Genomic DNA, 13439 nt, shown 5'->3' with positions numbered 1-13439 from the left:
TCCCCGGGCCTCACGCCCCTTCACCTTCGCGCATGGGCACCCGTACGCCCCGTGCGGCGGCGACCTCGTCCGCGCGCTCGTACCCGGCGTCCACGTGGCGGACGACTCCCGTGCCGGGGTCGTTGGTCAGCACGCGGCGGATCTTCTCCCCGCCGAGCCTGGTGCCGTCGGCCACGGTGACCTGCCCGGCGTGGATCGACCGTCCCATGCCCACGCCGCCGCCATGGTGGATCGAGACCCAGGACGCGCCCGAGGCCACGTTCACCATGGCGTTCAGCAGGGGCCAGTCGGCGATCGCGTCGGAGCCGTCGCGCATGGCCTCGGTCTCGCGGTACGGCGAGGCGACCGAACCGCAGTCGAGGTGGTCGCGCCCGATGGCCAGCGGGGCGGCCAGCTCGCCGCTCGCCACCATGTCGTTGAAGCGCTCACCCGCCCGGTCCCGCTCCCCGTAGCCCAGCCAGCAGATGCGTGCGGGGAGGCCCTGGAACCGCACCCGCTCCCCGGCCAGCCGGATCCAGCGGGCCAGGGACTCGTTCTCCGGGAAGAGGTCCAGGACCGCCCGGTCGGTCTTCGCGATGTCCGAGGCCTCGCCCGAGAGCGCAGCCCACCGGAAGGGCCCCTTGCCCTCGCAGAACAGCGGCCGGATGTACGCGGGCACGAACCCGGGGAAGGCGAACGCCCGCTCGTACCCCGCGAGGTGCGCCTCGCCGCGGATCGAGTTGCCGTAGTCGAATACCTCGGCACCGGCGTCCATGAAGCCGACCATGGCCTCGACGTGCCGGGCCATGGACTCGCGCGCGCGGGCGGTGAACCCGGCGGGGTCCTTCGCGGCGTACGCGGCCATGTCGTCGTGGTCGACGCCGAGCGGCAGGTAGGACAGCGGGTCGTGGGCGGAGGTCTGGTCGGTGACGATGTCGACGGGCGCGCCCTCGGCGAGCATCCGCGGCAGCAGCTCCGCCGCGTTGCCGAGGAGGCCGACGGAGAGCGGGCGGCGGGCGTCGCGCGCCTCGACGGCGAGCCGCAGGGCGTGCTGGAGGGAGTCGGCGCGCACGTCGAGGTACCGGTGCTCGATGCGGCGCTCGATCGCGCGCGGGTCGCAGTCGATACAGAGAGCGACGCCGTCGTTCATGGTCACGGCGAGCGGCTGGGCGCCGCCCATGCCGCCGAGCCCGGCCGTGAGGGTGATCGTCCCGGCGAGGGACCCGCCGAACCGCTGGGCGGCGACCGCGGCGAACGTCTCGTAGGTGCCCTGGAGGATGCCCTGGGTGCCGATGTAGATCCACGAACCGGCCGTCATCTGCCCGTACATGGTGAGTCCCAGGTGTTCGAGCCGCCGGAACTCCTCCCAGTTCGCCCAGTCGCCCACCAGGTTGGAGTTGGCGATGAGCACGCGCGGCGCCCACTCGTGGGTCTGCATCACGCCGACGGGACGGCCGGACTGGACGAGCATCGTCTCGTCCTGCTTCAGGGTCCGCAGCGTCCGCACCATCGCGTCGAAGGAGCGCCAGTCCCGGGCCGCCTTCCCGGTGCCGCCGTAGACGACGAGCCGGTCGGGGTGCTCGGCGACCTCGGGGTCGAGGTTGTTCTGCAGCATGCGCAGGGCGGCCTCCTGCGGCCATCCCAGGGCGCTCAGCTCCGTGCCGCGCGGGGCTCGTACGGGGTCGCGTCCGGACAAGGTCGGCCTCCTGGCGGGACGGGCGGGGCGGACGGTACACGTCTTGCACTCCCTATTCACATCCTGAGGACCTGAATAGGACTAGTCAATACACTCGTACACCCGCCCGGACGCGCCGCGGAGGTTTCGCCGGCCGCACGGCGCACAGAATCCCGGGCGACGGGGCACGTCGGGCACGACGGCGCGCCGGACGAGACGGGCACGGCGAGCAGGCGGACACGGTGAACGCGACAGCGGGGGGTCCGGCATGAACGACTTCGGCATGAACGACTTCGGCACGAGCCACTCCGGCACGAACGACAGGCGGACCGGCGGCGCGGGCGACGGCGACGGCGGAAGGCGCGCGGCCCGGCGGGACGAGGCGGTGCGCGCCGCCGTGGAGCAGGGCCTGCTGGGGCCGGACACACCCATCGTCGGACTGCTGGACGTCACCGGCATCCGGGACTCGGCGGCGGCGCTGCGGGCGGCCTTCGACGCGGTGACGGCACCCGGCACACCCGTGCTGCACGCCTTCGCCGTCAAGGCCACCCCGCTCGTGCCCGTACTGCGCCTGCTGCACGAGGCGGGCATCGGCGCCGAGGTGGCGAGCCCCGGCGAACTGGCGCTCGCCCGCGCGGCCGGGATCACCCCGGACCGTACGGTGCTCGACTCGCCCGCCAAGACCCCGGCGGACCTGCGGGAGGCGCTGGCCCGGGGAATCGCGGTCAACGCGGACAACCCGCAGGAACTGCACCGCATCGACGCCCTGGTCCGCTCGGCGTCCACCCGCTCACCGATCGGGATCCGGGTCAACCCCCAGGTGGGCGGCGGGTCCATTGGCGCGACGTCCACCGCCACGGCCACCTCGAAGTTCGGCGTGGCGCTGCGTGACGAGGGCGCCAGGGAGTGGGTGATCAGGGCCTGCGTGAACCGCCCCTGGCTGACCCGTCTGCATGCCCACACCGGGTCCCAGGGCATTCCCCTGTCCCTGATGGCACGGGGTGTGGCGGAGACGTACGACCTGGCCGAGGAGATCAACCGGCGCGTCGGCCACCGCCAGATCGACACCATCGACATCGGCGGCGGCCTGCCGGTCAACTTCGGCTCGGAGGAGACCAGCCCGACCTACGCCGAGTACGCGCGTTCGCTGGCCGGGGCGGTTCCGGGGCTCTTCGACGGACGGTACGGACTGGTCACGGAGTTCGGCCGCTCGCTGCTGGCCAAGCACGGCACGGTGGTCGCCCGGGTCGAGTACGCCAAGCGTTCGGGCGGCCGTCCCATCGCGGTCACCCACGCCGGCGTGCAGGTCGCGACCCGTACCGTCTACGCGCCGGGCTCGTGGCCCCTGCGGATCGCCGCGTACGACGCGAAGGGGCTGCCCAAGTCCGGCCCCGTGACGGTCCAGGACATCGCCGGTCCCGCCTGCTTCTCGGGCGACCTCCTCGCCGAGGGCCGTTCCCTCCCCCTGCTCGAACAGGGCGACTACGCGGCCGCCCTGGACACCGGCGCGTACTACTTCGCCCACCACTACGCGTACAACTCCCTGCTCCGCCCCGGCATCCACGGCTTCACCTCCGCCGCACCGGAAGGGGTGCGCTTCGCCGTCGTGCGGAAACCCCAGACCATCGACGAGATCGTCGAGGAGTCGGGCGGGGAGCACGCGAGGGGTCTGCTGGGTCTGTAGGGGTGCTGGAGCCGTAGGCGGCTCGTGGCGGGGCTGTGGCGGTGCCGGGCGGGCGCGCCCGCGCGCGTCTTCGTCGACCGGCGCACGCGGCAGCCCGTGCTTCCGCCGGACGCCGCCCGCCTCTGGATTGACGGCCGGACGCCGCCCCGCCCACCGGCACGTGGCTCCCGACGGCCCAGCTCAACGCGCACCCGCTCGTCTCCGCACCCGGCACCGGCGAAAGACGGACAGCCGACCCAGCCTAGTCACTCCGCGCCGGTGTGACCGGGGAACGCCCGGAACCCTCACCCCTCCAGAGCACCGTGCGTAGTTTCGGCGTCACTCAGCCGTATCCGAGGTGGGAGGGGAGCCGCGGTGCCCGGAATAGACGAGTGTCTGCTGGAAGCCATGAGGCTGCCCGGTGCCCTGGGTGCCTCGGTGGTCGACTGGACCAGCGGTCTGGCCCTGGGCACGGTCGGGGACGCGCCGGGCGGTGACCATGAGACGACCGCCGCCGAGGCTGCCGAACTGGCCCGGCTGGCCGCCGAACACCGCGCCTTCGCGCCGGACGAGGAGATCGGCTGGGAGGGGAAGGAGCCGCCCGTCGAGGACCTGATCGTCAGCAACCGCGACACCTATCACCTCCTGCGGTTCGTGGCGACGACGTTCGACAGCAGCGTCTTCCTGCACCTGTGGCTCGCCCGTTCCGACGGCAACCTCGCCCTGGCCCGCATCCGGCTCGGCGAGATGGCGGGAAGGCTGGTGCTGGGATGACCGTGATCAGCACGCCTCCGCCGCCCCTCCCCGTACGCCGCAAGCCGAACGGCCCCATCGGCCCCGCCGGGACCACCGGTTCCGTCGCCCCCGGCGGCCCCGCTGACGCGGCAGGCCAGGTCGGCGCGGACGGGTGCGCCGACGGCCGTGCCGGCTCCACCGGGCCGGCCGGCCTCACCGGCTCGGCCGATCCGATCGGGTCGGCCGGGCCCGGCAGCCCCGGGCGCGCCGCGGCCCCCGGCCTGTCCCCGATGCTCCACCGCCTCGCCGCCGAACGGGCCACCGGTGTCCTGCTGCGCGAGCACGGCACGCTCTATCTCTCCGAGGGCCGGATCGTGCACGCGGAGAGCCCGGAGACCCCGGGCCTCGACGTCCTGCTCACGACGGGTGGTCTCCTGCACCCCGACGCCTGGCGGGAGGCCGTCGCGCAGGCCGGTGCCCGGCGTCGGGTCGGCCGGTACCTCGTCGACCACGGCCGGATCAGCGAGGGGTCGCTGGAGCTGTGCCATGTGGCCGCGGTGTTCGACGCGGCGTACTTCGTACTGGGCGCGTCCGGCGAACCGGCCCGGTTCCGGTACGGGGCCGTGCACTGGCTCGGTGCCGTGCGCCCGGTCCCGGTGGCCGCGCTGGAACGGGAGACGCTGCGCCGCCGGGAACTGCTGCACCGCATCTGGCCCGACCCGGCGACGGACAGCGCACCGCTGGCCCGGGCCGAACTCCCCGCCGGGCCACCGGTCACGGCCCGCCAGGGAGCCGTGCTCGACCAGGTGGACGGGGTGCGGACGGCCGCGGACATCTCGCACGTTCTCGGCCGGCCCGCCTTCCACACACTGGTCGACCTGCGCAGGCTGGTCGCCGCCGGAATCGTGAGAGCGGCACCTCCCCGGGCGGCGGAGCCCGAGGACCCGTCCCATGGGCCACCGGCCCCCGACCCCCACCACCCGCAGCAGTCCGGCGCAATCGTGGACCCCGTGTCCGCGCTGCTCGCCCAGCCCGCGGCGGACCCCGGGATCGCCCTGCTGCGCCGGCTCCGAGACGCCTTGGAGGCCCTGTGATCCGCGCGCTTCGCCAGCGTGCCGAGAGGAGACTGCTGATGGCGGCCGAGGCCGAGGTCCTCGACGAGCTGCACCGGCTGCGGACCCGTGTGCCCCAGCTGACCGGGGCGCTCGCGGCCAGTGTCGACGGTCTGGTGCTGGCCCACGACACGCCCGGGGTGGAGCCGGAGGGCGTGGCCGCGCTCACGGCCTCGGTACTGGGCGTGGCCGTACGGCTGACGGACGCCACCGGGCAGGGCGGCTTCCGCGAATCGCTCGTCCGCGGGGCGAACGGCTACGTGGCGACGTACGCGGCGGGCTCGGCCGCCGTGCTGACGCTGCTGGCGGAGGACCGGGTGAACGTGGGCCGGCTGCATCTGGAGGGCCGCCGTGCCGGTACCCGCATCGGCGAGCTGGTCGACGCGGCCGCGGCGGCCCGCGCCGAGCCCTCCCCACGCACCACCGGAGCCGGAGCACGAGCCGGAGCGGGAGCGGCGGCGCGCTCCGGAGCGGGAGCCGGAGCGAGGACGGGAACCCCAGCCCGGGCCGCGACCGAGACGAGGAGAGCCCGGAACGAAGCCGGGACGAGCACCGCGACGAGGACGGAGGCCAGGGCGCGGGCCGCGACCGGCACGAGGTCCGAGGCCGGGGCGCGGCCCGGGACCGGACCAGGGGCCGAGGTTCCCATGGGACCGACCGTCCCGGCGAAACCGGCCGTCCCGGCGAAACCGGCCGTCCCGGCGAAACCGTCCGTCCCGGCGAAACCGTCCGTCCCGGCGGCGGCCGTCCCGGACGAGTCCGAGCCCTCCGCCGCCGCGTCGCCCGTCGCCCCCGTCGACCGTCCCGCTCCCGCTCCCGCTTCCGCTCCTGCGAAGACCGGTACGGGGTCCACCACCCCGCGGTCCCGGACCGCGCGCGCCACGGCCACCACCCCAGCGCCCGTCACCTCAGCCACCCAAGCCACAACACCGACCACATCGGCAACACCAACAACACCCGCCACACCCACTGCAAGCGAAAGTTGAGAGGACGTACCTCGCCATGGCGAACACCGAAACCGCACTGAAAGAAGCACTCGCCTCCATCGAGGGCGCGACCGGTGCCGCGCTCGTCGACTACACCAGCGGCATGGCGCTGGGCACGATCGGCGGCAGCAAGGGCTTCGACCTGAACGTCGCGGCGGCCGGCAACACCGACGTCGTCCGCGCCAAGCTGCGCACGATGGAACACCTGGGTCTGAAGGGCGAGATCGAGGACATCCTGATCACCCTGAGCGACCAGTACCACCTGATCCGCCTGCTCACCGGGCGCGGCGGCAACGGTCTGTTCCTCTACCTGGTCCTCGACGCCAAGCGGTCCAACCTGGCGATGGCCCGGCACCAGTTGAAGCGGATCGAGGCGGAACTGGAAGTCTGACCGGCCCCCGATGCGGAGGGCACCAGCGGGGGACGCAGAGGGCGGCGCACCCACCCGGGCGGCGCCGCCCACCCGTGCCGGCACCGACCCCGTCCCATGGCACACGATCCGTCTCACACACCCCGTGTCCCACACCCCGGGCCGTCCGCCGTGTCGCGCGTCCGAACCTCTGGTGAAGCTCTGAGAATCGACACCCCATGCATCCATGTACCGCCGCCGGGCAGAACTGACCCGGACGCGGTTCACCGACCGGGGGAGGTTGGCTTGTCGACCACCGAAACGACCACCGGAGCGCCGAAGCCCGCGGAGGAGTCCGGCGGCCTCAAACGTGTCCTCGGCCCGAAGCTGCTGATCCTGTTCGTGATCGGCGACATCCTCGGGACCGGCATCTACGCGACGACCGGCAAGGTCGCCGGGAAAGTGGGCGGCGCGCTGTGGCTGCCGTTCGTCATCGGCTTCGTGGTGGCGATCCTGACGGCGGCCTCGTACGTGGAGCTGGTCGGCAAGTACCCCAAGGCGGCGGGGGCGGCCCTCTACACGCAGAAGGCCTTCAAGGTGCCGTTCCTGACGTTCATCGTCGCGTTCATGGTGATGTGCTCGGGCCTGTCGTCCGCGAGCGCCGCGGCCCGCGCCTTCAGCGGCGACTACCTGGGCGAGCTGACGAACGGCGCGCTGCCGCCCACCCTGATCGCCATCCTGTTCATCGTCCTGCTCGCCGCGCTGAACCTGCGCGGCGTCTCCGAGTCGGTCAAGACGAACGTGGTCCTGACCCTCGTCGAGCTCACCGGTCTGCTGATCATCCTGACGATCGGCGCGTGGGCGGTGCTGAGCGGTGACGGCGAGCCGTCCCGGCTCACCGAGTTCGAGGCGAGCGGCACGGGATACGCCCTCATCACGAGCGTGCTGGGCGCCACGGCCCTCGGCTTCTTCGCCTTCGTGGGCTTCGAGGACTCGGTGAACATGGCGGAGGAGACCAAGGACCCGGTCCGGACCTTCCCCCGGGCGATCTTCATCGGGGTGGCGGTCACGGGCACGATCTACGTCCTGGTGGCGCTGGTCTCGTCCCTGCTGGTGGACCACAGGACCCTGGCGGGCTCCAGCGGCCCGCTGCTGGAGGTCGTCAAGGTGGGCGGAGTGGACTTCCCGCCCAAGCTGTTCGCCCTGATCGCCCTCTTCGCGGTGACCAACTCGGCCCTGATCAACATCATGATGGCCTCCCGCCTCTGCTACGGCATGGCCAACGAGCGCATCCTGCCGCGCGCCATGGGCCGGGTCCTGCCGCGCCGCCGCACCCCGGTCGCGGGCATCGTCTTCGTGACGCTGCTGGCGATCGGGCTGGTCTCCACGGGCGAGATCGAGGGCCTCGGCGACACGACGGCGTTCCTGCTCCTGTGCGTCTTCGCCGTGGTCAACATCGCGGTCCTGGTCCTCCGCCGCGACCCCGTCGACCACCCGCACTTCCGCACGCCCACGGCCCTCCCGGTGCTGGGCGCCGTGACGGCCCTGGTGCTGGCCAGTCCCCTGGCCGACCGCCCGGCCGACGTGTACGTCCGCGCGGCCGTCCTCCTGGCCATCGGCATCGCCCTGTGGGCCGTCAACAAGCTGTTCCTCCGCACGCGCACGCGCGAGGAGTCCTGACGGCCCACCGGGCACCTTCCCCGGAGAGTCCGTCAGCGGGCGGCGAGCGCGACCCGCCGCCCGCCTCCGGGTGCCGCGTCCCCCGCGGCCACCCCCGTGGCCCGGTACGCCCTCACCCGCTTGCCGACGGGCCCGCCGCCCCGTCGCAGCCAGTCGACCCGCACCCAGAGCAGCGCGTCCTCCGAGCGCTCCAGGCGCCCGATCCACGCCGCCCTGAGCCACAGCCCGGCGCCGGTGGCGGCGAGCAGCATCCCTCCGGCGGCCGGCACGGCGAACCCGCTGCCCAGCGCGGCCAGGAAGGCGAGCAGCAGCCACCAGCGGTGCCCGCGCCGCCAGTTCCGTACGGTCACCCACCGGTCCTGGAGCACGTCGTGCTTGCCGGCCCGGGCGGCCGCCCGCGCCAGCTCGGTGTACCGCTTGCGCCGCACACCGGCCACCACGGCCGCCGCGACCAGGAAGAGCGCGGTCCCGGCCAGTACCCCGATGCGCCGCCCGGTCAGGCCCGGTACCAGCACGCTGATCCCGGCCGCGAACACCCCGAGCCACCACAGGGGGGCGGCCCCCGCCCTCACGACAACGGCCACCCGCGCCAGCCCCTGTCCTCCGCGCGCCACGTTCCGCCTCCTCGGCCACTCGGGACGTACGTCCAGCCGTACGCCGGACCTCTTCGTCTCTTTCGTCTCTGCGGCGGCACGCTAGCCACCGAATCTGAGATCTGCCTGAGAATCGGCGCCCCGCACGCGGCCCCCGCGATCCGCCGCCGCGGCCCGCTCCGTCACTCGACGAACAGCCCCTTCGCGGCCGCCCGCGCGTCGAACTGCTCCAGCCGCGCCTGGGCCTGCGGCAGGTCGTCGCACATCGCCTCCAGCAGCACCCGCCCCAGCAGCATGGGCGCGCACGCCGTGTCGAAGGCGAGCCCGGTGCCGACGGCGGCCGGCAGCAGGTGGTCCGACACCTTGGCCACCGGGGCGAACGCCGAGTCGGCCACCGTCACCACGGTCAGCCCGGCCTCCTTCGCGTACACGAGGGTCTCCACGGCCTCCCGCGGGTGCCGGGGCAGCGCGAAGCACAGCAGGGCACTCGCCCCGGCGGTCACCGCCGCGTCGATCCGGTCGTGCAGCATCGAGCCGCCCTCGTTCAGCAGCCGGACGTCCGGATGCACCTTCGCGGCGAAGTACGCGAAGCCGTGCGCCTGGGCGGCGGCCGCGCGCAGCCCGAGCACCGGCAGGGGTGACGAGGCGGCCAGCAGCCGCCCCGCCCGCATGACCGGCGCCGGGTCGGCGAGGACCTGGGCGAGGTGCCGCAGGTTCTCGATCTCGGCCTCGACGGCCTGCTGGTACTCGTTGTACGACGCCGTGTCCGCGGCGGTCCCGGCGGGCGCGACCTCGCGCAGGTGCCGGCGCAGCGCCGGGTAGCCGTCGAAGCCGAGGGCGACCGCGAAGCGGGTGACGGACGGCTGGCTGACGCCGGCGAGCTCGGCGAGTTCCACGCTCGACAGGAACGGCACCTCCGCGGCCCGCCGCACCATGCTGTGCGCGATGCGCCGCTGGGTCGGCGTCAGCCGGTGCCCCTCGAAGAGCGCCTGCAGACGCGCGGCAGGGCTGTCGGTCGCGCTCATGACGTGGTTCCCCTCCAGTGATCGGTGACCGCCGGCACTCGGTAACCGCCGGTACGGCCCCGCACTAGCCAGTGTATTCAGCCACCACCGGCCCTGCATGAGCCTATGCAGCCCTCGCAAGGGCCGTGAAGACGGGGGTTAGCCCCAGTGCCTTGGTGGCCCTGCCACGCCTACGGTGAGCCGCATGACCGGTACTGGAGCCCGCGACGCCGAACTCAAGAAGGAACTCTCCGCCACCCTGCAGGCCCGCAGGGAACTGGGTGAGGAGTACGAGTCGGCGCTGGTCGACTCGTTCCTGGAGAAGGTCGAGCAGCGCCTGGACGGCACGGTGGACCGCCGGGTGCGGCGCCGGCTCGCCGAGCAGCGGATGACGGTGACGCGCGGCACCCGTGCACCGCGGTCGTCCACCGACTCCTGGGGGGAGCGCTTCGGCTTTCCGGTCGTCTCCCTGGTCCTCGCGATACCGCTGTCCGGCATAGGCGGCGGTACCGCGGAGTTGGATGGCCTGCTGGTGACCTGGGCGGGCATCGTCGGCGTCAACCTGGCCTGGGCCCTGCGCGGCAGCTCACGTAGGCGCCGGAGCGCGTCGGAGGACTCCGACTGGGCGGAGTAGGGGCGAGGGATTGTGCGCGGGGACCGCCGCACCCCCGTCACCGGGGGGCGGGACGACGGCGGTCCCCGCGGGGGACGCGGGCCTGGTCAGCGCCCGGCCTTGCGCGTCCTGGCATCCAGGAGGTCCGGGAGCCGCTCCGGAGGTCCTCGACACCGTTTCGGTGCCGGCCCGGATGGGGAGCCTCCCCGGCGCTGAACGCCTGGGCGGTGCTTTCCTCATCCCTGCCGACATCCACCAATGTGCCGGACCCGTGTTAAGCGGGTGCTGCGTGGACGTGACGCGCTCGTACCACTTGTGCGAAATTCGCACCGGCAGACCCGGCACGAACGCCAGGCACGAACGCCCGCACCCTCCGCGTCCCTACTTGCCCGCGCCCTTGGCCAGGAACGCCAGCAGGTCCTGCCTGCTGACCACGCCGGTCGGCTTGCCCTCGACCAGCACGATCGCGGCGTCCGCGGTGCCCAGCACGGTCATCAGGTCCGCCAGCGGCTCACCGGAGCCCACCTGCGGCAGCGGCGCCGACATGTGCTTGTCCAGGGGGTCCTCGAGCGACGCGCGCTTGGCGAACAGCGCGTCCAGCAGCTCCCGTTCGACGACCGACCCGATGACCTCGGCGGCCATCACGTCCGGGTGCCCGGCGCCCGGCTTCACGATCGGCATCTGCGAGACGCCGTACTCGCGCAGTACGTCGATCGCCTGACCCACCGTCTCCTCGGGGTGCATGTGGACGAGCGAGGGGATGGAGCCGCCCTCCTTGTCGTGCAGTACGTCACCGACGCGCGCGCTGGGACCCTCGTCCTCCAGGAAGCCGTAGTCCGCCATCCACTCGTCGTTGAAGATCTTGCTGAGGTAGCCGCGTCCGCCGTCCGGCAGCAGCACGACCACCACGTCGTCGGGGCCGAGCCGCTCGGCGACCCGCAGCGCACCCACCACGGCCATGCCGCAGGAGCCGCCCACCAGCAGGCCCTCCTCCCTGGCGAGGCGCCGGGTCATCTGGAAGGAGTCCTTGTCGGACACGGCCACGATCTCGTCCGCGACGGTCCGGTCGTACGCCGTCGGCCAGAAGTCCTCGCCGACCCCCTCGACCAGGTACGGCCGCCCGGACCCGCCGGAGTACACCGATCCCTCCGGGTCGGCGCCGATGACCTGCACCTTCCCGTCACTGACCTCCTTGAGGTACCGGCCGGTGCCCGAGATGGTGCCGCCGGTGCCCACGCCGGCGACGAAGTGCGTGATCCGCCCCTCGGTCTGCTCCCACAGCTCGGGACCGGTGGAGTGGTAGTGCGAGAGGGGGTTGTTCGGGTTGGAGTACTGGTCGGGCTTCCACGCGTTCGGGATCTCGCGGACCAGCCGGTCGGAGACGTTGTAGTAGGAGTCGGGGTGCTCCGGGTCCACGGCGGTGGGGCAGACCACGACCTCGGCCCCGTAGGCGCGCAGCACGTTGATCTTGTCGGTGCTCACCTTGTCGGGGCACACGAAGACGCACTTGTACCCCTTCTGCTGGGCCACGATGGCCAGCCCCACACCGGTGTTTCCGCTGGTGGGTTCGATGATCGTGCCGCCCGGCTTCAGCTCGCCGCTCTTCTCGGCCGCCTCGATCATGCGCAGGGCGATGCGGTCCTTCACGGAGCCGCCCGGGTTGAAGTACTCGACCTTCGCGAGCACGGTCGCCTGGATGCCCGCGGTCACGTTGTTGAGCCTCACCAGCGGGGTGTTGCCGACCAGGCTGATCATCGAGTCGTGGAAGTGCACCGTTGTCTCCGGAGCTGCGTAAGGGACGGAACTGGGTTCCGCCAGCCTATGCCCCCCTTCGTGGGGACACGCCCCGTCGCGATTGGCCGACGGCCCTGGCGGGGCAAGGAGTGGGTGTACGGCTACGGGAAGGTGGCGGCGACGCATGACGAGCATGTCGAGGGCGCGGGTCGCCCGGCGGATCGCTGCGGGTGCGGCATACGGAGGCAGCGGCCTCGGACTGCTGGGCGCGGCGGCCGCGGGCCTGCTGCTGGCGGAGGTGCGGCTGGCCAAACGGCACGTCGGCAACGGGGTGAGCCCACACCCGCCGAGCGCGGAGGGCCTGTACGGGCAGGCGTACGGCGATCCGGGCGAGCCGGACGAACCCCCGCTGCGGCTCACCCTGCTCGGCGACTCCACGGCCGCCGGGCAGGGCGTGCACCGCGCGCGCCAGACGCCGGGCGCGCTGCTGGCCGCGGGACTCGCGGCGGTGGCGGAGCGCCCCGTGCTCCTGCGTAACGTGGCCCTCCCCGGGGCCCAGTCGGACGACCTGGAGCGCCAGGTGTCCCTGGTCCTCGCCGAACCCGGGCAGGAGCCGGTCCCGGACATCTGCGTCATCATGATCGGCGCCAACGACGTCACCCACCGGATGCCGCCCACCCGCTCGGTCCGCCACCTCTCGGCGGCCGTCCGCAGGCTGCGCACCGCGGGCGCCGAGGTGGTCGTGGGCACCTGTCCCGACCTGGGCACGATCGAACCGGTGCAGCAGCCCCTGCGCTGGCTGGCCCGCCGGGCGTCCCGGCAGCTGGCCGCGGCGCAGACGATCGGCACGGTGGAACAGGGCGGCCGGACCGTCTCGCTGGGCGATCTGCTGGGCCCGGAGTTCGCGGAGAACCCGCGGGAGCTGTTCGGCCCGGACAACTACCACCCGTCGGCCGAGGGGTACGCCACGGCCTCGATGGCGGTCCTGCCCTCGGTCTGCGCAGCCCTCGGCCTCTGGCCGGCCGAGGAGGAGCGCCCGGACCTCGCCCGCCGCGAGGGCTTCCTGCCGGTGGCGCGGGCCGCCGCCGAGGCCGCGTCCGAGGCGGGCACGGAGGTCGCGGCGGCCATGCCCGCGGGCCCGCGCGGCCCCTGGGCCCTCCTCAAGCGCCGTCGGCGCCGGCGCGTCCCGGCGTCCGACCCGGCCCCGACGGCGGCCGCCGACCGGTCCACCTGACGGCACACCCACCGGGGAGGCCGACGGAGGGAAAGAAAGCAAGCGCTTAGAAAAGTGCGGCCGGTGTCACACCCCGGCACCC

The 13439-nt window shown here is 73.3% G+C and carries 11 protein-coding genes and 1 pseudogene; 8 read left to right on the top strand and 4 right to left on the bottom strand.

Annotated features, from left to right (window positions below; translation table 11 throughout):
* Positions 1–10: 10 nt before the first annotated feature.
* Entirely contained in the window at positions 11–1675 is a 1665-nt protein-coding gene (hutU, locus tag IEZ04_RS18215) for a urocanate hydratase (protein WP_189217940.1), read from the bottom strand.
* 247 nt (positions 1676–1922) lie between these two features.
* Here hutU and IEZ04_RS18210 point away from each other — a divergent pair, with 247 nt between their 5' ends.
* The 6 genes and pseudogenes from IEZ04_RS18210 (at position 1923) to IEZ04_RS18185 (ending at position 8179) form a co-directional block, all read left to right on the top strand.
* Positions 1923–3338 (top strand): type III PLP-dependent enzyme domain-containing protein, encoded by a 1416-nt coding sequence (locus IEZ04_RS18210; RefSeq protein WP_229821100.1) that lies wholly within the window; start codon positions 1923–1925, stop codon positions 3336–3338.
* Positions 3339–3692: 354 nt separating this feature from the next.
* Entirely contained in the window at positions 3693–4091 is a 399-nt protein-coding gene (locus tag IEZ04_RS18205; protein ID WP_189217939.1) for a hypothetical protein, read from the top strand.
* Between the two features lie 251 nt (positions 4092–4342).
* Positions 4343–5146 (top strand): transcriptional regulator, encoded by an 804-nt coding sequence (locus tag IEZ04_RS18200; RefSeq protein WP_229821107.1) that lies wholly within the window; start codon positions 4343–4345, stop codon positions 5144–5146.
* 38 nt (positions 5147–5184) lie between these two features.
* A pseudogene (locus IEZ04_RS18195) lies at positions 5185–5557 on the top strand (roadblock/LC7 domain-containing protein); the annotation flags it as partial.
* Between the two features lie 609 nt (positions 5558–6166).
* On the top strand, positions 6167–6541 hold the full coding sequence (locus tag IEZ04_RS18190; RefSeq protein ID WP_189217938.1) for a roadblock/LC7 domain-containing protein: 375 nt from the start codon (positions 6167–6169) through the stop codon (positions 6539–6541).
* Positions 6542–6805: 264 nt separating this feature from the next.
* The gene (locus IEZ04_RS18185; RefSeq protein WP_189217937.1) at positions 6806–8179 is read left to right on the top strand and encodes an APC family permease; all 1374 of its coding nucleotides are present in this window, start codon (positions 6806–6808) and stop codon (positions 8177–8179) included.
* Positions 8180–8211: 32 nt separating this feature from the next.
* Here the strand turns inward: IEZ04_RS18185 and IEZ04_RS18180 are convergent, their stop codons facing one another.
* Positions 8212–8793, bottom strand: a complete 582-nt coding sequence (locus IEZ04_RS18180) for a hypothetical protein (protein WP_189217936.1) — start codon at positions 8791–8793, stop codon at positions 8212–8214.
* Between the two features lie 161 nt (positions 8794–8954).
* Entirely contained in the window at positions 8955–9797 is an 843-nt protein-coding gene (locus tag IEZ04_RS18175; protein WP_189217935.1) for a MurR/RpiR family transcriptional regulator, read from the bottom strand.
* A gap of 184 nt (positions 9798–9981) precedes the next feature.
* Between IEZ04_RS18175 and IEZ04_RS18170 the strand changes: the two genes are divergently transcribed.
* Positions 9982–10410, top strand: coding sequence for a hypothetical protein (locus IEZ04_RS18170; RefSeq protein ID WP_189217934.1), 429 nt, complete (start codon positions 9982–9984; stop codon positions 10408–10410).
* A gap of 360 nt (positions 10411–10770) precedes the next feature.
* Here IEZ04_RS18170 and IEZ04_RS18165 read toward each other — a convergent pair whose 3' ends face one another.
* The gene (locus IEZ04_RS18165; protein ID WP_189217933.1) at positions 10771–12162 is read right to left on the bottom strand and encodes a cystathionine beta-synthase; all 1392 of its coding nucleotides are present in this window, start codon (positions 12160–12162) and stop codon (positions 10771–10773) included.
* Between the two features lie 145 nt (positions 12163–12307).
* On the opposite strand from IEZ04_RS18165, the gene IEZ04_RS18160 reads away from it, so the two are divergent.
* Positions 12308–13357 carry an SGNH/GDSL hydrolase family protein gene (locus IEZ04_RS18160; protein ID WP_189217932.1) on the top strand — a complete coding sequence of 350 codons (1050 nt, stop codon included), beginning with the start codon at positions 12308–12310 and terminating at the stop codon, positions 13355–13357.
* Positions 13358–13439 lie beyond the last annotated feature (82 nt).

Source organism: Streptomyces ruber (genome assembly GCF_014648075.1).
Taxonomy (GTDB): domain Bacteria; phylum Actinomycetota; class Actinomycetes; order Streptomycetales; family Streptomycetaceae; genus Streptomyces; species Streptomyces ruber.
The sequence above is the reverse complement of the archived record's forward strand: the minus strand, read 5'-3'. Positions and strand labels throughout refer to the sequence as shown.

What these genes read in the sequence shown, in the direction of transcription:
- IEZ04_RS18175 (WP_189217935.1), bottom strand. Translation starts at nt 9,797, where the DNA reads ATGAGCGCGACCGACAGCCCTGCCGCGCGTCTGCAGGCGCTCTTCGAG.
- IEZ04_RS18210 (WP_229821100.1), top strand. Translation starts at nt 1,923, where the DNA reads ATGAACGACTTCGGCATGAACGACTTCGGCACGAGCCACTCCGGCACG.
- IEZ04_RS18200 (WP_229821107.1), top strand. Translation starts at nt 4,343, where the DNA reads ATGCTCCACCGCCTCGCCGCCGAACGGGCCACCGGTGTCCTGCTGCGC.
- IEZ04_RS18190 (WP_189217938.1), top strand. Translation starts at nt 6,167, where the DNA reads ATGGCGAACACCGAAACCGCACTGAAAGAAGCACTCGCCTCCATCGAG.
- IEZ04_RS18160 (WP_189217932.1), top strand. Translation starts at nt 12,308, where the DNA reads ATGACGAGCATGTCGAGGGCGCGGGTCGCCCGGCGGATCGCTGCGGGT.
- IEZ04_RS18170 (WP_189217934.1), top strand. Translation starts at nt 9,982, where the DNA reads ATGACCGGTACTGGAGCCCGCGACGCCGAACTCAAGAAGGAACTCTCC.